We start from the raw sequence: 19119 nt of genomic DNA on the forward strand, positions 1-19119 counted from the left end.
CCTACTTCACTTCTACCATCTCACCTTTTGATGAAATCAAATAAGCCTTGTTTGGCTTATCTTTTCTGATGCGTGCGAGTTCAGCTTGGTAGCCCTGCAATTGCTTGCGGTACTTTTCATATTTCTCGCTACCCACCTCTGGGATAGTGAGTTTGTAATCGATGATGGCCAAATGATCATCAAGCTCTACCAAACGATCCATGCGATAGCTCTTACCCTCTTCACTAGCGATATCGAGCTCATTCCAAGCTTGCAGCCATTCGCCTGAGGCAAGATAGCGCTTAAGTTCGGGAGCCTCTAGTACTGTTTTTGTCCGAGCGATCAGCGTTTTTGCATGCTCCTCATCTACCCCCAGCCAATTCATCAGCTCTTGCTCGCTTGGCATGGGTGGCCTTGTTTCATTGCTGGAATCTGGGGTGAGGAACTCGAGCAATTTATGGAAGTTCGTACCTTCTTCCAAAATTTCTGGGTCGGGATCTTCTACTCGCTCGTCCTCGCCTGCAAATACTTCAACTGTGACGCCGCTTTCAATATCAGACAGCATTTGTATATGACTTTCTTGCGCGGGATTCCAGTCCAAGACAAAATCCTCGATCGCGTTTTCTTTACTAGATTTTATAGCCTCAGTCTCTTCTGTGACTGCAGCCTGATGATTGACCTGATATACAGTCAACCCTGCATTGCTCGCCTTCCCATACCAAGAGGCTTTATCTAAGCCACTAGGATTGTTGGCAGTTGGTTTTTGAGCATCACCACTAATCCATAAACCTTGTTGCGCACGGGTCATTGCAACATAGAGCAAGTTCCAGTTTTCTTTTTCACCAATTTGCTTCTCTGCTTCATTGATTTCGCTACGTGGGCTTGTCAATGTTTTGGATGTAAACAGCGATAGATGCGATGGCCCCTCTTCTTGCGAAGACCAGTCTATCAATACTCCACTGTAATCCACATTGGTATCGGTATTATTTGCATCGAGAATAATGACAAAGGGTGATTCCAAGCCCTTGGCACCATGAATAGTCATCAAGCGCACACGCTTATGGCGATCCTCTTCTGACATCTCACTCTCTTCATCTACATCAGCCAAGTTCTCATCACTTGCCGCATCTACATCACCTTCATCGGGAGTTTCATCGTCATCCCCGCGGCGCTTAATGTTAATTTCCTGAATAAAGCGACTCAAGCTTGGATACTGACCTCCGTCTTGATTGAGCGCCACCTCTAAGAATGCATCTAAATTTGCCAAGACCTGGGGTCGATCCAGGTCCTGACATACTGTAGCGTATTTCAGGCGCACATCACCCTCTTGGTAAATACGATCAAGCAGGTCATGAACCGGCAAGCGCTCACCTAAAAGATGCCAATGCTTTAAATAACGCGCAGCTACTTGTAGCTTGGCATCCCCACTGTCTTGTAATGCATCCCACCAGGAGCGGTAATGGCCAGACGTCATCGCCACCGCCAATTGCTGCATTTGTTTTTCTGTAAAACCAAAAATTGGGGTTCTGAGAACCTGCGCCAATGGTAGGTCGTGACGAGGAGTCACCAGTACAGTAAGCAAGGCAATCAGGTCATCTACCTCAAGAGTATTGAGCAAGCCACCTAGACGAGGACTCTCATAAGCAAGCTTCAAATCACGCAAAGCCCTTTCGTATTGAGGCAGGTATTTACGCCGCTTGACGAGTAACAAAAAATCGCTTGCTCTGGCGTCTCGCCAAATTTCCTTGCCGCCCTCTTTGTCAGCAACTTTTCGGGTTGCAACTACTTCTTGAATGAGGCGCGCCACTAACTCACCCTCATGCTGGCGCTGAATCACTCCAATAGTTTCACTTGAATCCGCAATGGCACGATCAAAAGCGCTGCCTTCTCGTAACTCTTGAGTCTGCTCCACATAAGGAATCAGCAGTAGTAAATAAATCTCGCCTTGTTGGGCATAAACGTCGGTGGGTTTGCCCTCATCAGGAGCAGCCCAAAGCGTTTGCTGTTCTGAGTATGGGTAATCAGGGGGAACTTGCTCACCCCGAAAGATTGCATTTACCGCTTTATTGATTTCACCTGCATTACGGCGCGTTTTGTCCTGCTCAATATAAGCGGCAGCATGGTATTGATGCAAAAACTGGGCTGCACTTACAAATAATCTTGGATCAGCGCGACGGAAGCGATAAATCGACTGTTTGGGATCCCCCACAATAAAGACTTTTGGCCTCTCATCACCCTCGCTATAGCCCGCTAACCAGGCTCGCAGAATTTGCCATTGCAACGGATTAGTATCTTGGAACTCATCAACCAAGATTTGCTTGTATCTAGCATCTAAGCGTGACTGGAGGTAGGCGGCATTAGCGGCATCGCCCATGAGCAAACTGACGCCAAGCTCTAGGTCATCGAAATCACGCACACGCATATTTTCTTTTTGAGCGCTGGCATGCGCCATCATGGATTGATTGAGAGCAAACCAGGCTTCATTGATTACAAAGATATCCTGCTCTGCTTGCCATAGCAGATATTCCTCAAAAGCATGACCCCAATTCTGCTTAATGGCAATGTGCTCATCAATACGATGAGCCTCACCTATCCTCTCAAGATATTTTTTCGCCTCACCTAAAGCCTTGTCGTTATTGCTACGATATTTTGGTTCTTTGGTTAAGAAGGTGGTTTGAAAATTAACCGCAACCTCCATTACATCGCCAGCATTCTCTTTGCAGGCGATTGCAGGAAGCAAGTATTTCAGAAGATCACCATCTTTTACGCTGCTATTTTCAAAACAGCGCGCTAAAAACTGTAAGTCTGCTAGCGCATTAGGTGCATTCCACTGAGCTAGTAGGGGATTGGGTAGATTCAGTTTATTTAGGGATTGCTTTAGGCGATCTATTGGAGTGATGTCCGTTTGAATGCATTGCTTTGCAAAAAAAGTCCATGCACCTCTTTGTTTAAAGAGACTACTTTTACCCATTAAGAGTTTTTGGGCCTCATGTGAGCCCAAATACTTCAGTAAAACATCGTAATGCGCTTTCAATTCTGGAGTGAGATCACCCCACCAATCATCAAGACACTCCTCTTGCAACCGCTTAGCATCTTCACGCAGCTTAAACCCAGGCTGAATGCCCATAGATACTGGAGCCGCGCCCAGCAGCCTGCCAAACCAACCATGAAAGGTTTCAATCACAATCGGTTGTGGGTTTGCCAGTACCTGCTCATAAAGTGCTTTAGCCTTGGGCAGGTATTTTTCAGCCCGCTCTTTTTCCATGCCCCGAGCGGTTAGCTCTTTCATCAAAGAGACGTCATCACTTTTGGAAAATTGTTCAAGCAATCCATATAGCCGGTCACGCATTTCTTGCGCTGCTTTGCGTGTAAACGTTAATGCGAGGATCTCTTGTGGCTTCACATCATCAAGCAATAGTCGCACCATCCGCGCCACCAATAACCAGGTCTTGCCGCTTCCTGCGCAAGCCGACACAATGACCGAGCGCTGTGGATCACAAGCAAGCCTCTCTGAATAGGGCTGCTTCTTTGGCAACACATTCATCTGATCACTCACCAAATCCCCTTCCTGCAAATGCCTCTTGCTTCGCAGTATTGGCAAACTCCCTCTGGAGCAAATGCTTGCATGGGCTTTTTAGCCCAAAGCTGCTCTATATCTTCTGTAATTTGCTCAGAAAACTGTTGCATCATTTCTGGCATATCAACTACCTCTTGGCTACGCAGTGCTTTTTGCTCGCCCTTAGAGATATCCGCCTTCAAGGCTACCCACTCCGCTTGCTGCACCCGATGTCCAGTTAGCTTATGGCTCTCTTGCCCCTCATTGGCGGCACGTGCATAGATCAATAGCTGTGGGTCATCCAGAATATGCTCAGCCCTTACTGTAACTCTCTCAAAACGTTGATTTTTGTAGTCAATCACTGAGGCAAGCTTGTTGTTATCTACATTGACGTCATAACGATCGGCATAACCTTCAATACGAATGATCTTGGGATTGCCATCTACATCCTTAAATGGCAAATCAAAGCCAACTTTGACTTCGCCATCGAAATATTGCCAACCCGCTAACTCACGTTGCAACTGCCAATCTACAAAACTAGGGATTTGTTTTTGCCAATCCCTCAACGCGCCCATCACTCTTGCGTCACCCTCAATCAAAGAGGCAAACTCTTGCTCCGAATACACGCTTAAGACTTGTTCCATCCAAGCACGTCTTTGATCTGAATTGGTTTTCAGCGCAGAATTAGTATGTTCTTGGGTTTTGAGTGCTTGGTAGAAACGCTTGAGCAGTTTATGCAATGTCTGTCCTGCTAACGAAGCGTCAAAGCCCTCATCAAACTCATTATTCTTGCGTAAACCTAGCAGGCTGCGGACGTAATAGCGATATGGGCAATCCCGCAGAGCCTTATAGGCGCTGGGGCTCATCGATAGCGGCATAGGTAGATCTTCTTCAAAATGTGCAACCGCCATCTTCATTGGTGCAGCTTCAAAAGCGCGCCTGCTCAATTGAGTTGTTTTCGCCTCCCACTCAATTTGATTTTGCAAACGCTGTATCCAAGCGGAAGGTCTCAGCGGCTCCCCATTATTGCTTTTACTTTGCCAAAGTAAATCGACATTGGTGCACGACACCAGTAGCTGCGAGAGATCCCTAGCCTGCTGTACAAACTGCATTGCAATCGTCGAGGTCTTCAATAGCTGATTTAGTGCATCTGAAAAAAATAATGGTGGCTCGGAATACGCTGGTAACTGTTGTTCGTCGCAACCCACTACCACTACCGCCTCGAAGTCACGCATCCGCGTAGAACTCAGCGGCAAAATACTCAGCGTCGCTTTAGCCTCTTTGCCGGCCTCTTGATAACTAGCGCCCTCAATGACGGTTTTAAGCAAACTGAGCCATTCACTCAGGCGAATAGGCGCCTCCTGATACTGCGTCTTACTTAAATCAAATGTCTTGAGGACATCTAGCAATTGCTTACCGGCTGAATCTTTCTCAAGGCTGTGAACCATGCCAGTCGCCTGGAGATTCGCCTGCAGGTGAGCATACGCTTTGCTGCAATCCACCTTGAGTGTTAACCACTCATGATGGCGCTCTCTGACAAACTGTAGTAACTCAAATAATGCAGCACTGGGTAATGCGCTAGATGTTTTTGCAGCATTTTCTTGTGCACCCTCGATGGCTAGATAAAAAGTTTTCCAACCAGACTCTGCCCTGCTACCAACCAGGATGTCTTCAAGCTCTGCAATCAGTCCAATACAAGCTTCTGCATCTCGATTCAAAAGCTTTCCAAGATCTAAAAAAGGATTCTGCAAAAACTCAAGCAAGTTTTTTGCGCTAGGCCCATCTTTTGGCGCCTTAATAATTTCTAGCCAACTATTGAGTGCAGCTGCGGCGCGCGTTGTAGATAACTTCCAACCAGTTTCATCTCGAATGTTGAGTGCTGGACCTAATCGCGAAAGCAGTGCACGCACCCTTCTGGCCACCAAGCGATCTTGCGCAACAAGCGCCAACTGAGTTTTGCCATCAATCAGATGCTGCTCTATTGTTTTGGCAGCAGCCCACGCAAGCTCTTCAAAGCGTTTAGCTGCAACCAGGCGCCAACCCCTGCTATGGGCTTGTTTGACATTTCTGAGCGCCCCTGCCTGCGCATCACTAGTACCAATAGCCTCTGCCCATAAGCCCACATCACCCCAACTCATCCTTGCCTCTACCGCAGGTGCATGTTGGGCATACTCGGCCAGCAGAGTTCCGATGATATCTTGATCGATGGGGGTTGGATCAGCAGTCTCCACCCAAATCAGAGGTCTTGCGGGATTTGCATTCTTAGCAGCTTCAAGATAAGCCGCCATTGCAAACTGATTACGAAATGCTGGATCACTCACGCTCGCGGTGTAACGCCAAAATGTGAGCAAGACCTTGGTCTCTTGATCAACCACCTTACGCGCCATTCCCGCATAGACTTTAGCAACGGTACTATCGAGCAAACCTTGCGCTTGACTCAGATATATCTCTCCGAGATTGCTTTGTAGACTCCGATTATCTTGAATGAATTCATGAATCTGTTTTTGTAGTTGTGGACTCACTGCAGTTGATAAGGTGTCACATGCTTTAACGATTGCTTGTGCTAGACCCCACGCACCAGATTCCGTTTCCGCTTTAAACCATGACTGCAAATCTTTGTGTTTGCGCAAAGTGGCATAGACCCCCAACCACCTCTCTAAATCACTTTGCTTCTTTGGAAATTTCCATGCCCCTGGCGCAGCTTCCAGCCAATCTGTAAAGCTGATGACTTGAGGCAAGAATGCGATGTTGCTAGGAAGATCTTTAGGTCGGTTTAATTCAAGGGCTGCTCTAACCCCGATTAATGGTCCCGCAGTACTCAGAACCACTAGCGGACGCTGATTGGTTTGCACTGCACAATCCCAAATCCCTTTTGCCAATTGAGCAAGCGCTTGGCTATTGGGCGTAATCGCCCACCGTTGTACTTGCTTTTGGTCAGAAAGAACTGGGAAAGGCTGGGACATGAATGGAGTAATTTATCTATTTTGAGCAGAACGTTCCGCTTATTGCTAATATAAGCGTTGTAACGACATAATTAAATAACTCGCTAAATAAGTCTAAATAAGGAATTTTCATGAGTGCCGGCATTAAATATGTAACTGACGCCTCTTTCGAACAAGACGTCCTCAAGTCCGATAAACCTGTCCTGCTCGACTTCTGGGCTGAATGGTGCGGTCCTTGCAAAATGATTGGTCCGATCCTGGAAGAGCTCGCTGGCGAGTACGGCGACAAGATACAGATCGCAAAAATGAACGTGGATGAGAACCAAGGCGTTCCTGCCCAGTTCAATATTCGCGGCATTCCTACTTTGATTCTCTTCAAAAATGGCACCGTGGCTGCCCAAAAAGTAGGCGCTTTGGCCAAATCCCAGTTGACTGCATTTATTGATAGTCATCTGTAAATAGTCTCAGACCACAGGTTCACCAGCTGAGCCTGTGGCTTTTACCGCTTTAAACGCTTGTCACACCCATTTTTTGGTGTAGTATTACTCAAACGCACTTATCAGTGCTCCGATTTTCAGCAATTTACCTCCCCCTTCTTTTAGCAAATTCCAAAATTCTGTTTTTCCACATCTGCGTGATCTAAATCAGCGCAGCGATACCCCAAAAAAATTCCCAAATTCAAATTCATCAACACCCGAGAACCACATGCAACTAACTGAACTCAAAGTCCTCCACGTATCCGCTCTGCTTGAAATGGCAGCTAGCTTGGAGATTGAAAATACACAACGCATGCGCAAACAAGAATTAATGTTTGCCATTCTAAAAAAGCGTGCGAAGGCTGGTGAAACCGTTTTCGGTGACGGCACTTTGGAAGTGCTGCCTGATGGCTTTGGCTTCTTGCGCTCCCCTGAAGCCTCTTATATGGCTTCTCCTGACGATATCTATATCTCTCCTGCGCAGATTCGTCGTTTTAACTTGCACACTGGTGATAGCGTTGAAGGTGAAGTACGCACACCTAAAGATGGTGAGCGTTACTTTGCTTTGGTAAAAGTAGACAAGATCAATGGTTTGGCTCCAGAAGCCCTCAAGAACCGCATCATGTTCGAGAACTTAACCCCATTGCACCCAAATCGCGTGATCAGCTTAGAGCGTGACATCAAGGCCGAAGAGAACCTCACTGGCCGCATCATCGATATGATCTCCCCGATTGGTTACGGCCAACGTGGCTTGATTGTGGCCTCACCAAAATCCGGTAAGACCGTGATGATGCAGCACATTGCTCACGCGATTGCCGCCAATAATCCTGAAGCAATTTTGATCGTATTACTCGTTGACGAGCGTCCTGAAGAGGTAACTGAGATGCAACGCTCCGTTCGCGGTGAAGTTGTTGCCTCTACCTTTGATGAGCCAGCAGTGCGTCACGTTCAAGTTGCCGAGATGGTGATTGAAAAAGCCAAGCGCTTGGTTGAGATGGGCAAAGATGTGATCATCTTGTTAGATTCCATTACTCGTCTTGCACGCGCATACAACACTGTTGTTCCTTCGTCAGGCAAAGTACTCTCTGGTGGTGTGGATGCCAATGCATTGCAACGTCCAAAACGTTTCTTTGGTGCCGCCCGTAATATTGAAGAAGGCGGCTCATTGACGATCATCGCAACTGCCCTGATTGAAACCGGCAGCCGTATGGATGACCTCATTTACGAAGAGTTCAAAGGAACTGGCAATATGGAAGTTCACCTTGAGCGTCGTTTGGCTGAGAGACGTGTTTACCCATCGATTAACCTCAACAAGTCTGGCACCCGCCGTGAGGAGCTCCTGGTAAAAGCTGAGAACCTCCAGAAGATTTGGGTATTGCGTAAATTGCTGGCCGACATGGACGATATCGAGGCGATGAACTTCATCGTAGATAAGCTCAAATCGACCAAAAATAATGGTGAATTCTTCGACTTAATGCGTCGCGGAGGCTAACTTAGATGCCCTCAGGGGCTATTTAAAGGTAAAAAGGGGCTGTTTTAGCCCCTTTTGCACACCCAAACAGCGCTTTGTTGTTGATTTCATGGCATAATTTCGCCTTTACCGCTTTTAAAACCTGGGAAAGTATTTCAGCCAATTTGGCTCAAACGGCTCCCCGCTCATAGGACTCAACATGAAACCTGGCATTCACCCCGAATATCGCGAAATCGTCTTTGTAGACGTTTCCAATAACTTCAGCTTCAAGACTCGCTCCACTATGTCTACTAGAGAGACAATCAAGTGGGAAGATGGCAATGAATATCCATTGGCCAAGATCGAGACTTCATCTGAATCACACCCTTTCTACACTGGTACCCAGAAAATTATGGATACCGCTGGTCGTGTTGAGAAATTCCGTCAGAAATTCGGCACCAAAGCTGTTGCTAAAGCTACCGGTGATGGCGCTGCTAAAACAGCTGAGAAAAAAGCTGCTGCTGCAGAGGCTAAAGCTGCTGAAAAGCCATCTAAGAAGAAGGCTTAAACCACTTCTATTCGCGGGGTATGTTAAATACCTGCTCTGCGAGATAATTAAGGCAGCGTTTGCTGCCTTTTTTATTTTGAACTTCACACATGGTCAAACTTACTGCCGCCGCCACTAAATCTATTCCGCGCATTATTATTTTTGCGCTGACCTTAGTTTATGGTTTCGCTGGCCTCTTCTTTCGGGACCCCTGGAAGAATGAAGATGCCATAGGTTTTGGTGGCATGTGGACACTCTTTCGCGGTAACTCCTTAGACTGGATGGTTCCCCACTTAGCTGGACGCGATATTTCTCTTGGCGCGCCGTTGCCTTATTGGATGGGCGCCACACTTATTGAGTGGTTCGGTCCATTCATTGGCGCCGCTAATGCTGCACGCCTATACGCAGCCATCTGCTTTTTCTCTGCTGCATTAGCAATTTGGTATGCCACCTATTTATTAGGTCGTCGTCGTGAAGTGCAGCCGATGGCATTAGCTGTTGGTGGTCAGCCTGATTTAAAGAGCTACGGCATGACCCTAGCTGATGGTGCACTGCTCATTTTCTTGGCGTGCGTAGGTCTAGCGCAACACGCTCATGAAACAACGCCAATGATTTCGCAGCTCATGGGTATCAGCATCGTGCTGTACGGTACAGTGCGCGGCTTAGATAAACCTTGGCAAGGTGGTTTATGGACTGGTCTTGGCATTGCCATCGTCGCCCTATCAAGCAATCTCACGCTGAGCTTAATCATTGTCTCCTCCACCATCATTGCGGTCATTGCTAGCAATGCAAAGTTGCGTTTTCGTTGGACGCTGACTAGTACTGTTTTAGGTTTAATCGGTTTTGCAATTTGGCCTCTGATTTGGTATCTAGCTGATCTGCCAGTGCAATGGCGTCACATCGCTGAAGAAGGCTGGCGCAATGTACCGGAAATGCGCGCTACTCCATCAATTGAATCACTTGGTTTCTTGAGTGTGAACTTCTGGGCTTACGCGTGGCCTGTCTGGCCGCTCGCAATCGTCTCCCTTGCGCACTGGGGTCGCATTAAAGAATCAGGCGCATGGCGTGCGCCCCATCTTTGCATTCCTTTGAGTTTATTTATCGGCAGCTTCATGTATGTTTTGTTTCGCCTAGAAGCAAATGAACATGACTTGATGATTTTGATTCCAAGCCTTTCCATCATTGCCGCATTTAGTTTGCCCGTTCTCAAGCGTAGCGTCATTAGTTTTATTGACTGGTTTGCAATGTTTAGCTTTACGCTAATCGCTCTGGCTATTTGGATTATTTGGCTCGCAAAAGTGACTGGCTATCCAGAATCTACGGCCGCCAATATTGCACGCCTACTACCTGGATTTACTGGTCAATTTAATGTCTTAGCCTTTATCGTGGCTCTTACTACTACGGGTGTATGGCTTGCAGTAGTTCGCTGGAGAACTTCTCGGGCCCCGAAAGAAATTTGGCGCTGCCTCATCATCTCGGCATCGGGAACCACTTTGATGTGGGTACTACTGATGTCTTTATGGCTGCCAACGATTAACTACGCCAAAACCTATCGTCAGGTTTCTGCACGATTGGCACAAGTGATCCCCACTGGTGGCGGCTGCATTGACACTAGTAACTTAGGCTCTGCACAGCTCGCCTCTTTTGAATATTTCTCCAAGCTCAATTTGCGAGATGACCCCAATTGCCCATGGATGCTGACCCACAGCCAATCCGAAGCAAAGGCATATGCAGAGCTAAATAACAAAAAGCTCACACTGCTCTGGGAAGATCGTCGCGCTGCTGACCGCGATGAACGCCTACGTCTCTACGAAGTTATCCCGGAATAATTCGTGCTGCACTTTAAACTATCGCGCCTTCGCGAGGACATCCCCTCTTTACTAAAACTAGCTGGACCTCTATTAGTGGGGCAGCTTGCTGTGATTGCATTTGGCGTACTCGATACTGCGATGACGGCGCGTTATTCAGCCGATGATTTAGCGGCGCTGGCAATGGCTTCAGCCATCTTTATCAGCATTTACGTAGGTCTCACCGGAGTGATCTCTGCGCTAGCACCAATTGCAGGACAACTCTTTGGCGCTAAACGTTTTGGAGAAATCGGTGAAGAAGTGCGGCAAGCAGCTTGGCTTGCTTTAGGTCTCACGATTTTGGGCTGTTTCATTTTGCTCAATGCAGATCACTTGTTAGCTATTTCCCGAGTCAATGATGCTATTGAAGGTAAAGCGAAGCTATATCTGAGTATTCTGGCAATTGGCTTACCAGCCAGCATGGCTATGCGCGTATTGATGGCCCTCCACAATGCAGTCTCACGCCCCACCGTCATCACCGTTGTACAAATTATTGGCTTAGGACTCAAGCTACCCTTAAACCTACTCTTTATTTATGGAGGCTTAGGCATAGAGGGCATGGGTGGGCCAGGCTGCGCTGTAGCTACTGTCATCATTAACTGGTCTTGGCTACTTATGACTCTAGGCTTTGTGTTACTTGATCGCTTTTATAAACCATTTAAGATCTTTGCTCGCTTTAGCATGCCCGATTGGCATCGTATCTGGACATTATTAAAACTTGGCGCACCCATTGGCTTTAGCTACTTAATTGAAGTAACTTCTTTCACGTTTATGTCGCTATTTATTGCCCGCCTTGGAACTACGGCATTAGCAGGCCATCAAATCGTAGCCAATATGGGAACTGTCATCTACATGGTGCCACTATCCCTCTCCATTGCGACCATGACCTTAGTTTCACAATCTATTGGTGCCAACAAGCCCGAGCGTGCCGAAGAGATAGGTTGGTCATCCGTCTTTTTTACCACCACGCTGTGCATCACTATTGGTATCGCAGTTTGGATTTTCAGAATACAGCTATTGGATTTATACGATCCACCGGCAGAGGTGAAGGTATTCTCTATTCCCCTCTTCTTATTTATAGCCTTCTATCAAGTATTTGATGCTCTTCAAGTTACTGCAGCATTTATTCTGCGGGCCTATCGCATTGCTTTTTTGCCGATGGTGATTTATGCAGGCTCACTCTGGGGCGTAGGCCTTGGTGGTGGCTACCTCATGGGCTTTAATGTATTTGGTAATACACCAGAATTTCTACAAGGCGCTAATGGCTTTTGGGCTGGTAACAGCTTAAGTCTAGGCTTAGCTGCGTGCTTTTTACTCTATCTATTTAGAAGAACGGCGGAGCGCTATGAGAAGACGCATCCGCCGGTAGAGACCTAAAAAGTAGCATCTCTAGAGCTTAGCGATAGCCTGGACCTGGAGCAGGTGTTGCGTAACTAGGAACTTGATTACCCTTGGAGTACATGCACTGTTGATACGCAATATTGTATTGAGTTTGCGCTTGATTTTGTTTTCCAGATGCATTCATAGCACCAATTGCAGACCCGCCTAACAACCCTACGCCCGCACCAGTTCCAACGCCTGTATGACTGCCCCCACCAATGACAGCACCAGCAGCAGCACCAAGAGCTGCTGCTAAAGCTGCGCTAGTAACACCTTCCTTGAGAGCGGCATCGCTTGTATCCTTAACCGCATTTGCAGCAAATTGTCGGCATACTTGATCTTCTTGCTGAAACACCTCAAAAGGCTTTCCTTCACGCGGCATTACAGCAATGGTTGGACCAGTTGGCGCGGATACGCATGCAGTTAATGAAGCAAGAACGGATATAGTTGTTACTACAACGCGAGTAAATCTATTCATATTAAAACCTTTAACTATTCTGAAATTCTAAAAATATTTAGCGCTGTGGCTGCCTAGGCTGAGTGCTACTCGTTGGCGGAGTTGCAGGTTGAGTTTGCCAGCCAGTTGGGCAATCTTGTACGTATGGATAATACTTTCCACTAGCTTGGCAGTAATACCAAACTGAAGGTTGAGGTTGCGCCGCCAAGACCATTGGTTGTGGTGGAGACATATAAACAACTGGAGGTGCATATACTACCGGCGGTGCATAGTACCCGGCATAGGGGCCGTAATAACCGCTGCCATATGCCCAGTTACCACGCCATCCTGGACCCCAGCCACCGCCATAAGGTCCGTAGGCCGCTGGACGCCAACCACCGCCATAGCCACCACCCACAGAAACATTCCAACCCACATTGCCTGCTTGAGCAATCACTGGCGTGGTAGCCAATAAAGTGACTAAAACAACTGAGGCAACACCTAAGATGCTGAATTTATTGATTTGTTTCATGATCGACCCCCATATATTTGGTCTTTTACTGCTTTCTATTTCTATTTTAGTTTTTTCTAGTATTACTATCAATAACGCCTCAAATACGGCCAGGCTGACAAGAAAATAACTTATTTATTCAGATCGATTAGGGCCATCTATTGTTCCAATTTTGCACCTGACTGCAATACCACCTTACTCCACTTTGCAGACTCTTGCGTAATCAGTCTAGAGAGTTCTTTGGGGCTTCCGGGTGCAGGCTCTAAGCCTCCCGCCAAGAGTCGAGCTTTAACTTCAGGACTATTTAGGGTGCGGTGCGTCAACTGATTTAAGCGCTTTTGAATTGGGAGTGGCAAGTTTGCGGGTGCCATTAAAGAGAACCAAGAAACCGCCTCAAATCCTGGAAGCCCCTGCTCTGCAAATGTCGGAATCTCAGGGGCAGCATGCGAGCGCTTTAAAGTGGTTACGCCTAGGGCTTGAACTTCCCCTGCCTTAATCAAAGCCAAGGAGGAAGAAAGATTATCAAAGAGCATAGAAATGCGACCACTGAGTAAGTCAGGCAAAGATTGTGCCCGCCCCTTATAAGGAATATGACGGATTTGAACACCGGCCATTTGTTTAAATAATTCACCTGACATGTGCAAAGAAGTGCCAACACCTGATGAACCAAAAGTAAGTTGATCTGGTTTTGCTTTAGCTAATTCAATTAACTCATGAAGATTTTTAACGCCTAATTTCTTATTTACTATCAATACATTTGGTGTGCTTGCTAAAAAACTAATAGGTGTGAAATCTTTCACAGGATCAAATGAGATCTTTTCATACAGTGCGCCATTAATCGCATGAATACCCACCGTACCAATTAATAAGGTATAGCCATCTGGAGCACTCTTAGCAACGAGATCAGCGCCAATATTGCCGCCATAGCCTGGGCGATTCTCAACTAGCACTGGTACGCCTAAAGTTTGCTGCCAACTTTCTGCTAAAACGCGCGCTAATATATCTGGAGCACCGCCTGGCGTAAAGGTTACGATGATGCGAATGGGTTGTTTTGGCCAGGTAGCATTTTTCTGGGAAGTACTTTGCGCAAGAACAGTAAAGCCCATGGTCAACAACACAGAAGCAAGGAGAAAGCTCTTCAGAACTTTAGAAAATTGCATGCTCAAAAATGCAAAACTAGATCAGGCGGTCTATATTAGAAACCAAAGCGAGAGCGTAGCCACAACCAGCCCTCATACTTCACTGGGTCATCAGCGCAGGGGCCGATACCGCACTCCAAGAGTGTAGATACGAGATTGCCCAAAACCAAGAGAATGAAAGAAATCACAAGTGCATTAGCAAACCATGAGCGTGAGCGGACCTCACGATTAGGTAGCATTAAGAGAATTGCTAAGCCCATTAACAAACCGGTATACCCAACATAAGCCCAAGTATAAAAATGCAACTCTAAAAATGTTTTTCCAAATCCTTTGTCGCCCGGCAGAATATGCAAGAAGACCTGACGAAGAGAAACCATCATTCCAACCAGGCCCCCAATAATGCCCCATCCGTAGTGAGATGAATAAGCGCCAGAACGAATATTCAGCACCAAAGCAAAACCAATAATCACAAATCCAACGCGCTGCATCAAACACAAAGGGCAAGGTAGCTCACCAAAGTAGAGTTGATCTACAAAAGCATAAGAGAGCATGCTAACTACAGCCAGCAATGCAAGCTGATTACCAAGTGCAGCTAGGGAAGGTAGAGAATGTTTACTCACAATCAATTACAGACTGATATTGAGATGGTCAGTTGCATGAAAACGGAACCAAACCAGAAGAATGGCAACGGTAATTGCCAAAACTGTCAAACCTGCAAGACGCTTCTCAAACCAGACTAAGACAAGTCCGATAAAAGCTGTCAGGAAAGGTAGAAACATATACATAAATGAATTCTAGCGCAGGACACTTTGCTTGTGGTCAATTCTGCATATTCAGGGCTTGGGGAAAGGTCTTTTTGTTTAAAATGGGCTCATGACTACTAGCTCCACCCCGCCCTGCTTAGATCTACAGATTGATGGGAATGTGGCATGGGTTACCTTTAATAACCCCGCTGCGCGTAATGCGCTGACTTGGCCAATGTATGAAGAACTCAAAAGGATTTGCGACTCCCTGGCTAACAATCCTGAAATTCGAGTCGTCATTTTTCGAGGGGCAGGAGATAAAGCATTTGTCTCTGGAAGTGACATTCAGCAGTTTATCGACCTCAAAGAGGATGAGGCATATGAAGTTGCAGTCGATTATATTTTCTCCTCGCTGCAACAACTACCCATGCCGACTATTGCCATGATCGAAGGTTTGGCTGTAGGTAGCGGTTTATTGATGGCAACTTTCTGCGACTTTCGGATCTCGACGCCGGATGCACGTTTCGGTATACCAGTAGCCAAGACCTTAGGAAATTGTTTATCGCCAAGCAATTTGTCTTGGCTTGCAGCTCACCTAGGAGCTCCAACAGTGAAGAAGATGCTTCTGACTGCGGAGCTCATTAAGGCGCCGGAATTATTAGCCTCAGGCTACCTCTATCAAACGGCAGAGTCTGCAGAAATCGAATCCGTTACCAATTTGCTCGCTCAAAAATTAGCAACCCTTGCTCCTATTACGCAAAAAGCCAGCAAGCTGACATTGGCACACTTACTTCAAAACAATCTTCCAGACTGCACAGATCTGATGCGAGAAACCTATAACAGCAAGGACTTTAGAGAGGGTGTGAACGCCTTCTTGGAAGGTCGTCCACCTCAGTGGATTGGGAAATAAGTAAGACTGTTGGACTAGCCTTTAGAGTTTAAAAACTCCACCACGATTTTCAGGAACTGATCGGGCGCCTCAACGTGAGGTACGTGCCCCACATTTTCAACTGGCACTAGCTTTGCATTCGGAATAGCTGCTTGCGCTTTCTTACCTAACTCCGGAAAGTTACCTAATGACTTTACAGCCTCTGGTGGCGCAAAGCGTCGACCAAATACCGTACGGTCATTTTGGCCAATCACCAATAACACTGGCATCTTTAATTGAGGCAAATCATTGACTACTGGTTTTTCAGCAATCATTTGGTATGTCAGCACTGAAGTCTTTGCATAGGCCGGATAGTCTGGACCTTTTTGTACGCGCACATAGACCTCTACAAACTTTTCATAAGCAGGTTGCCAATTTGGGAAATAACTTTGCAGAAAGCGGCGATAGCTCACTTCCGTTTGAGCCATCTCTAGCTTGAGCAAATCATCATTCCTCTGCGGAGGGATGTCTTTGCTGTAGTCCTCAAGTCCTAAAGGGTTCTCCAACACAAGCTTTTGGACAGTCTGCGGATAAAGTCGGGAAAAACGAATGCCCACCATACCGCCCATTGAGTTGGCTATGACTGAAACCTGCTTGATATTGAGGGACTTCAGTAAGTCTTGCGTATTAGCAGCTAAATCATCAAAGTGGTATGCCACATCTGGCTTAGAAGACTTACCAAAGCCAATCTGATCAGGAGCAATCACACGATAGCCGGCCTTTGAAAGGCCCGCAATAGTGAAGGACCAATAATCACTGGAGAAATTCTTGCCATGAAATAACACCACTACACCCTTTTGCTTACCTAAGGCAGCAACATCCATATACATCATGCTTGCTGCCTGCCCTTGTAAAGAAGTTTTAAATTCTTTGAGTGGGTACGGGTAAGGCCATTTGCTGATCCGTAAATCTAAAGGAGCCGCATCGGCATAAAGACTGGCAGGCGGAGTTGACGAGGTCTTCTCAGTACTGGCGCATGAAACCAAAAAAATAGGTGCAGCTAACATTGCACCAATCAGCAAAACTTTCTTGAGAAAACTTGTCATCAATCAGATCTTCTTTTTGATTTAGAGAATTTTTGTTTTTAAGTTTGGTAAACCGGCAACGCTACCCTCGAGCACATCCCCTTTTTTCACTGGGCCAACACCTGCTGGCGTACCGGAGAAAATTAAGTCGCCTGGCTCTAAAGTAAATAGAGTGGATAAATAAGCAATCGTGTCAGGAACATTCCAAATCAACTGATTGAGATCGCCCTCTTGACGAACTTCACCATTCACCAAGAGCTTAACGGCGCCTTTAGCAGGATGACCACACTGACTAGCTGGCGTGATATCACCGCAAGGGGCGGATTGATCAAATGCTTTGCCGGTATCCCAAGGGCGCCCCATCTTCTTAGCATCACCTTGAAGATCGCGCCGAGTCATATCCAGACCAACTCCGTAACCATAGACATGCTCTAAAGCTTTTTCTGCGGGAATATTTGCGCCGCCTTTACCAATAGCGACCACCATTTCAATTTCATGGTGAACATCCTTTGATAAATTTGGGTAAGCCATGTCTTTGCCATCAGTCACAATTGAATTAGCAGGCTTCATAAAGAAGAATGGTGGCTCACGATCAGGATCATGACCCATCTCACGCGCATGATCTGCATAGTTTCTACCAACGCAATAAATGCGATTCACGGCAAAGCGACGAGTATCGCCAGTCACAGGCAATGAAATCACTGATGGTGGATCAATCACAAATGCTGAAGACATAAAAACCTTTCTGGGAATTTTGATGAATGGGTGCTTTATTTCTGATGTTTAGAAGTATGACGCAATTTCAATAATAGGATGCTGAGCGCCAAGGCAAAAGTGAGTGCATTGGCTAAGATGAGGGGCCACTTTTCAATAATGAGGCCATAAACCAGCCACAAACCCACTCCCACCGTAAATAAGGAATACATCCCCAAGGAGATGCCCGATAGGTCTCTGGTGCGCCAAGACTGTATCGCCTGGGGCAAAAAGGCTACGGTAGTCAAGAATGCAGCGCAATATCCAATAATCTCTCTTTGGTGAGGCTCTAGGTTCATTTCTTCATTGTAATAAGAGAAATTTACAGTTCATTGACGCAGCGCATGAATTTTTAATCTGTAGATAATAGAAAATCGTAACTCAACCCACCATTAAAAATACAAAATGAGACAACATCTAATTCGAGGCTTTGGCCTACTACTTTGCAGTAGTCTGATCACCGCTCCACTGCTAGCGCAAACTAATAGCTCTGCCATTAAAAATTATCCTGACAAGCCTATTAAGTTGGTCATTCCATATCCACCAGGTGGTGCAACTGATGTGATTGGACGCATCATGGCGCAAGAACTCTCCAAGTCACTCAACCAGCAGGTAGTTCCTGATAATCGCGCAGGCGATAGCGGCAATATTGGTGCGGATATGGTTGCAAAATCTCCTGCTGATGGCTATACACTCTTAATGGGTGCCCTTACCTCACACTCTATCAACGCGAATCTTGATAAAGATAAGATTCGATACAACCTTGAAAAAGATTTCACACCAGTGGACGTGGTAGGAGTAGTGCCTCTGGTTTTTGTAGTGAACCCTTCAGTCCCCGTCAAGAATATGAAAGAGTTCATTGCCTACGCAAAAGCGAACCCAGGCAAACTCACGTTCGCATCATCTGGAGCTGGTGCACCACAACGTCTTGCGATGGAAATGTTTCGCTATCAACTGGGTTTAGATTTATTACACGTACCCTATAAAGGTAGCGGCCCCGCTATGACTGATCTAGTAGGCGGTCAAGTGCTTACGATGTCTGAAACCGTACCAGCAGCTCTGCAATTTATTCAAGCCGGTCAGTTAAGGCCTTTAGCCGTGACAACCGCTAAACGCATTAGTCAATTGCCGGATGTACCAACCGTCACTGAAGCCACGGGCTTGCCTAACTTTGATGTAGTAAGTATGTTTGGTATTTTGGCTCCAGCAGGAACTCCTAAGCCCATCATCGATAAACTCAGCGCAGACATCAAGGTTATTTTGCAGCGCCCTGAAGTGCAAGATCGTATGTTGGCAGCAGGCGTATACGTGAACTATCTCTCGCCCGCAGATTCCAGCAAGCGCATTACACGGGAAATGACCATGTGGAGCAAGGTTATTAAAGACGCCAATATCAAGCCTGATTAA

Annotated in this window: 17 protein-coding genes; 7 read left to right on the forward strand and 10 right to left on the reverse strand. The window is 46.5% G+C overall.

What is annotated here, in order from left to right; genetic code table 11:
• Position 1 precedes the first annotated feature (1 nt).
• Together ICN37_RS09610 and ICN37_RS09615 are read right to left on the reverse strand one after the other, a co-directional pair.
• On the reverse strand, positions 2 to 3535 hold the full coding sequence (locus ICN37_RS09610; protein ID WP_370623838.1) for a UvrD-helicase domain-containing protein: 3534 nt from the start codon (positions 3533 to 3535) through the stop codon (positions 2 to 4).
• Complete coding sequence (locus ICN37_RS09615; protein ID WP_216157067.1) at positions 3532 to 6498, reverse strand: PD-(D/E)XK nuclease family protein; 2967 nt, start codon at positions 6496 to 6498, stop codon at positions 3532 to 3534. Before ICN37_RS09615 ends, ICN37_RS09610 begins: the two co-directional genes overlap by 4 nt.
• Positions 6499 to 6608: 110 nt before the next feature.
• Between ICN37_RS09615 and trxA the strand changes: the two genes are divergently transcribed.
• The 5 genes from trxA to ICN37_RS09640 all read left to right on the forward strand — a co-directional run bounded on the left by trxA (position 6609) and on the right by ICN37_RS09640 (position 12174).
• Positions 6609 to 6935, forward strand: coding sequence for a thioredoxin TrxA (gene trxA, locus ICN37_RS09620; RefSeq protein WP_062309025.1), 327 nt, complete (start codon positions 6609 to 6611; stop codon positions 6933 to 6935).
• A gap of 247 nt (positions 6936 to 7182) precedes the next feature.
• Positions 7183 to 8445, forward strand: coding sequence for a transcription termination factor Rho (gene rho, locus ICN37_RS09625; protein ID WP_011903147.1), 1263 nt, complete (start codon positions 7183 to 7185; stop codon positions 8443 to 8445).
• Positions 8446 to 8623: 178 nt separating this feature from the next.
• Complete coding sequence (locus ICN37_RS09630) at positions 8624 to 8971, forward strand: type B 50S ribosomal protein L31 (RefSeq protein ID WP_215321815.1); 348 nt, start codon at positions 8624 to 8626, stop codon at positions 8969 to 8971.
• 89 nt (positions 8972 to 9060) lie between these two features.
• The gene (locus ICN37_RS09635) at positions 9061 to 10779 is read left to right on the forward strand and encodes a glycosyltransferase family 39 protein (protein WP_215321814.1); all 1719 of its coding nucleotides are present in this window, start codon (positions 9061 to 9063) and stop codon (positions 10777 to 10779) included.
• A 3-nt stretch (positions 10780 to 10782) separates the two neighbouring features.
• Positions 10783 to 12174, forward strand: coding sequence for an MATE family efflux transporter (locus ICN37_RS09640; protein WP_215321813.1), 1392 nt, complete (start codon positions 10783 to 10785; stop codon positions 12172 to 12174).
• Between the two features lie 19 nt (positions 12175 to 12193).
• Here ICN37_RS09640 and ICN37_RS09645 read toward each other — a convergent pair whose 3' ends face one another.
• The 5 genes from ICN37_RS09645 to ICN37_RS09665 all read right to left on the reverse strand — a co-directional run bounded on the left by ICN37_RS09645 (position 12194) and on the right by ICN37_RS09665 (position 15048).
• Entirely contained in the window at positions 12194 to 12655 is a 462-nt protein-coding gene (locus ICN37_RS09645; protein ID WP_215321812.1) for a glycine zipper family protein, read from the reverse strand.
• 37 nt (positions 12656 to 12692) lie between these two features.
• On the reverse strand, positions 12693 to 13145 hold the full coding sequence (locus tag ICN37_RS09650; protein WP_216157070.1) for a hypothetical protein: 453 nt from the start codon (positions 13143 to 13145) through the stop codon (positions 12693 to 12695).
• 137 nt (positions 13146 to 13282) lie between these two features.
• On the reverse strand, positions 13283 to 14284 hold the full coding sequence (locus tag ICN37_RS09655) for a tripartite tricarboxylate transporter substrate binding protein (RefSeq protein WP_251368533.1): 1002 nt from the start codon (positions 14282 to 14284) through the stop codon (positions 13283 to 13285).
• A 35-nt stretch (positions 14285 to 14319) separates the two neighbouring features.
• Positions 14320 to 14883, reverse strand: coding sequence for a disulfide bond formation protein B (locus tag ICN37_RS09660; protein ID WP_216157072.1), 564 nt, complete (start codon positions 14881 to 14883; stop codon positions 14320 to 14322).
• 6 nt (positions 14884 to 14889) lie between these two features.
• The gene (locus ICN37_RS09665) at positions 14890 to 15048 is read right to left on the reverse strand and encodes a DUF5993 family protein (protein WP_158009030.1); all 159 of its coding nucleotides are present in this window, start codon (positions 15046 to 15048) and stop codon (positions 14890 to 14892) included.
• Between the two features lie 88 nt (positions 15049 to 15136).
• On the opposite strand from ICN37_RS09665, the gene ICN37_RS09670 reads away from it, so the two are divergent.
• A complete protein-coding gene (locus ICN37_RS09670; protein WP_216157075.1) occupies positions 15137 to 15916 on the forward strand; it encodes an enoyl-CoA hydratase/isomerase family protein in 780 nt (259 codons plus the stop codon).
• 14 nt (positions 15917 to 15930) lie between these two features.
• Here the strand turns inward: ICN37_RS09670 and ICN37_RS09675 are convergent, their stop codons facing one another.
• The 3 genes from ICN37_RS09675 to ICN37_RS09685 are packed head-to-tail and all read right to left on the reverse strand — an operon-like array spanning position 15931 to position 18011.
• A complete protein-coding gene (locus ICN37_RS09675) occupies positions 15931 to 16980 on the reverse strand; it encodes an alpha/beta fold hydrolase (RefSeq protein ID WP_215321808.1) in 1050 nt (349 codons plus the stop codon).
• A 21-nt stretch (positions 16981 to 17001) separates the two neighbouring features.
• Positions 17002 to 17694 carry a fumarylacetoacetate hydrolase family protein gene (locus ICN37_RS09680; protein ID WP_216157078.1) on the reverse strand — a complete coding sequence of 231 codons (693 nt, stop codon included), beginning with the start codon at positions 17692 to 17694 and terminating at the stop codon, positions 17002 to 17004.
• A gap of 35 nt (positions 17695 to 17729) precedes the next feature.
• Positions 17730 to 18011 carry a SemiSWEET transporter gene (locus ICN37_RS09685; protein WP_216157081.1) on the reverse strand — a complete coding sequence of 94 codons (282 nt, stop codon included), beginning with the start codon at positions 18009 to 18011 and terminating at the stop codon, positions 17730 to 17732.
• A 106-nt stretch (positions 18012 to 18117) separates the two neighbouring features.
• Between ICN37_RS09685 and ICN37_RS09690 the strand changes: the two genes are divergently transcribed.
• Positions 18118 to 19119 carry a tripartite tricarboxylate transporter substrate binding protein gene (locus ICN37_RS09690; protein WP_215321805.1) on the forward strand — a complete coding sequence of 334 codons (1002 nt, stop codon included), beginning with the start codon at positions 18118 to 18120 and terminating at the stop codon, positions 19117 to 19119.

Origin of the sequence: Polynucleobacter sp. P1-05-14 (assembly GCF_018881675.1) — a bacterium.
Taxonomy (GTDB): Bacteria; Pseudomonadota; Gammaproteobacteria; order Burkholderiales; family Burkholderiaceae; genus Polynucleobacter.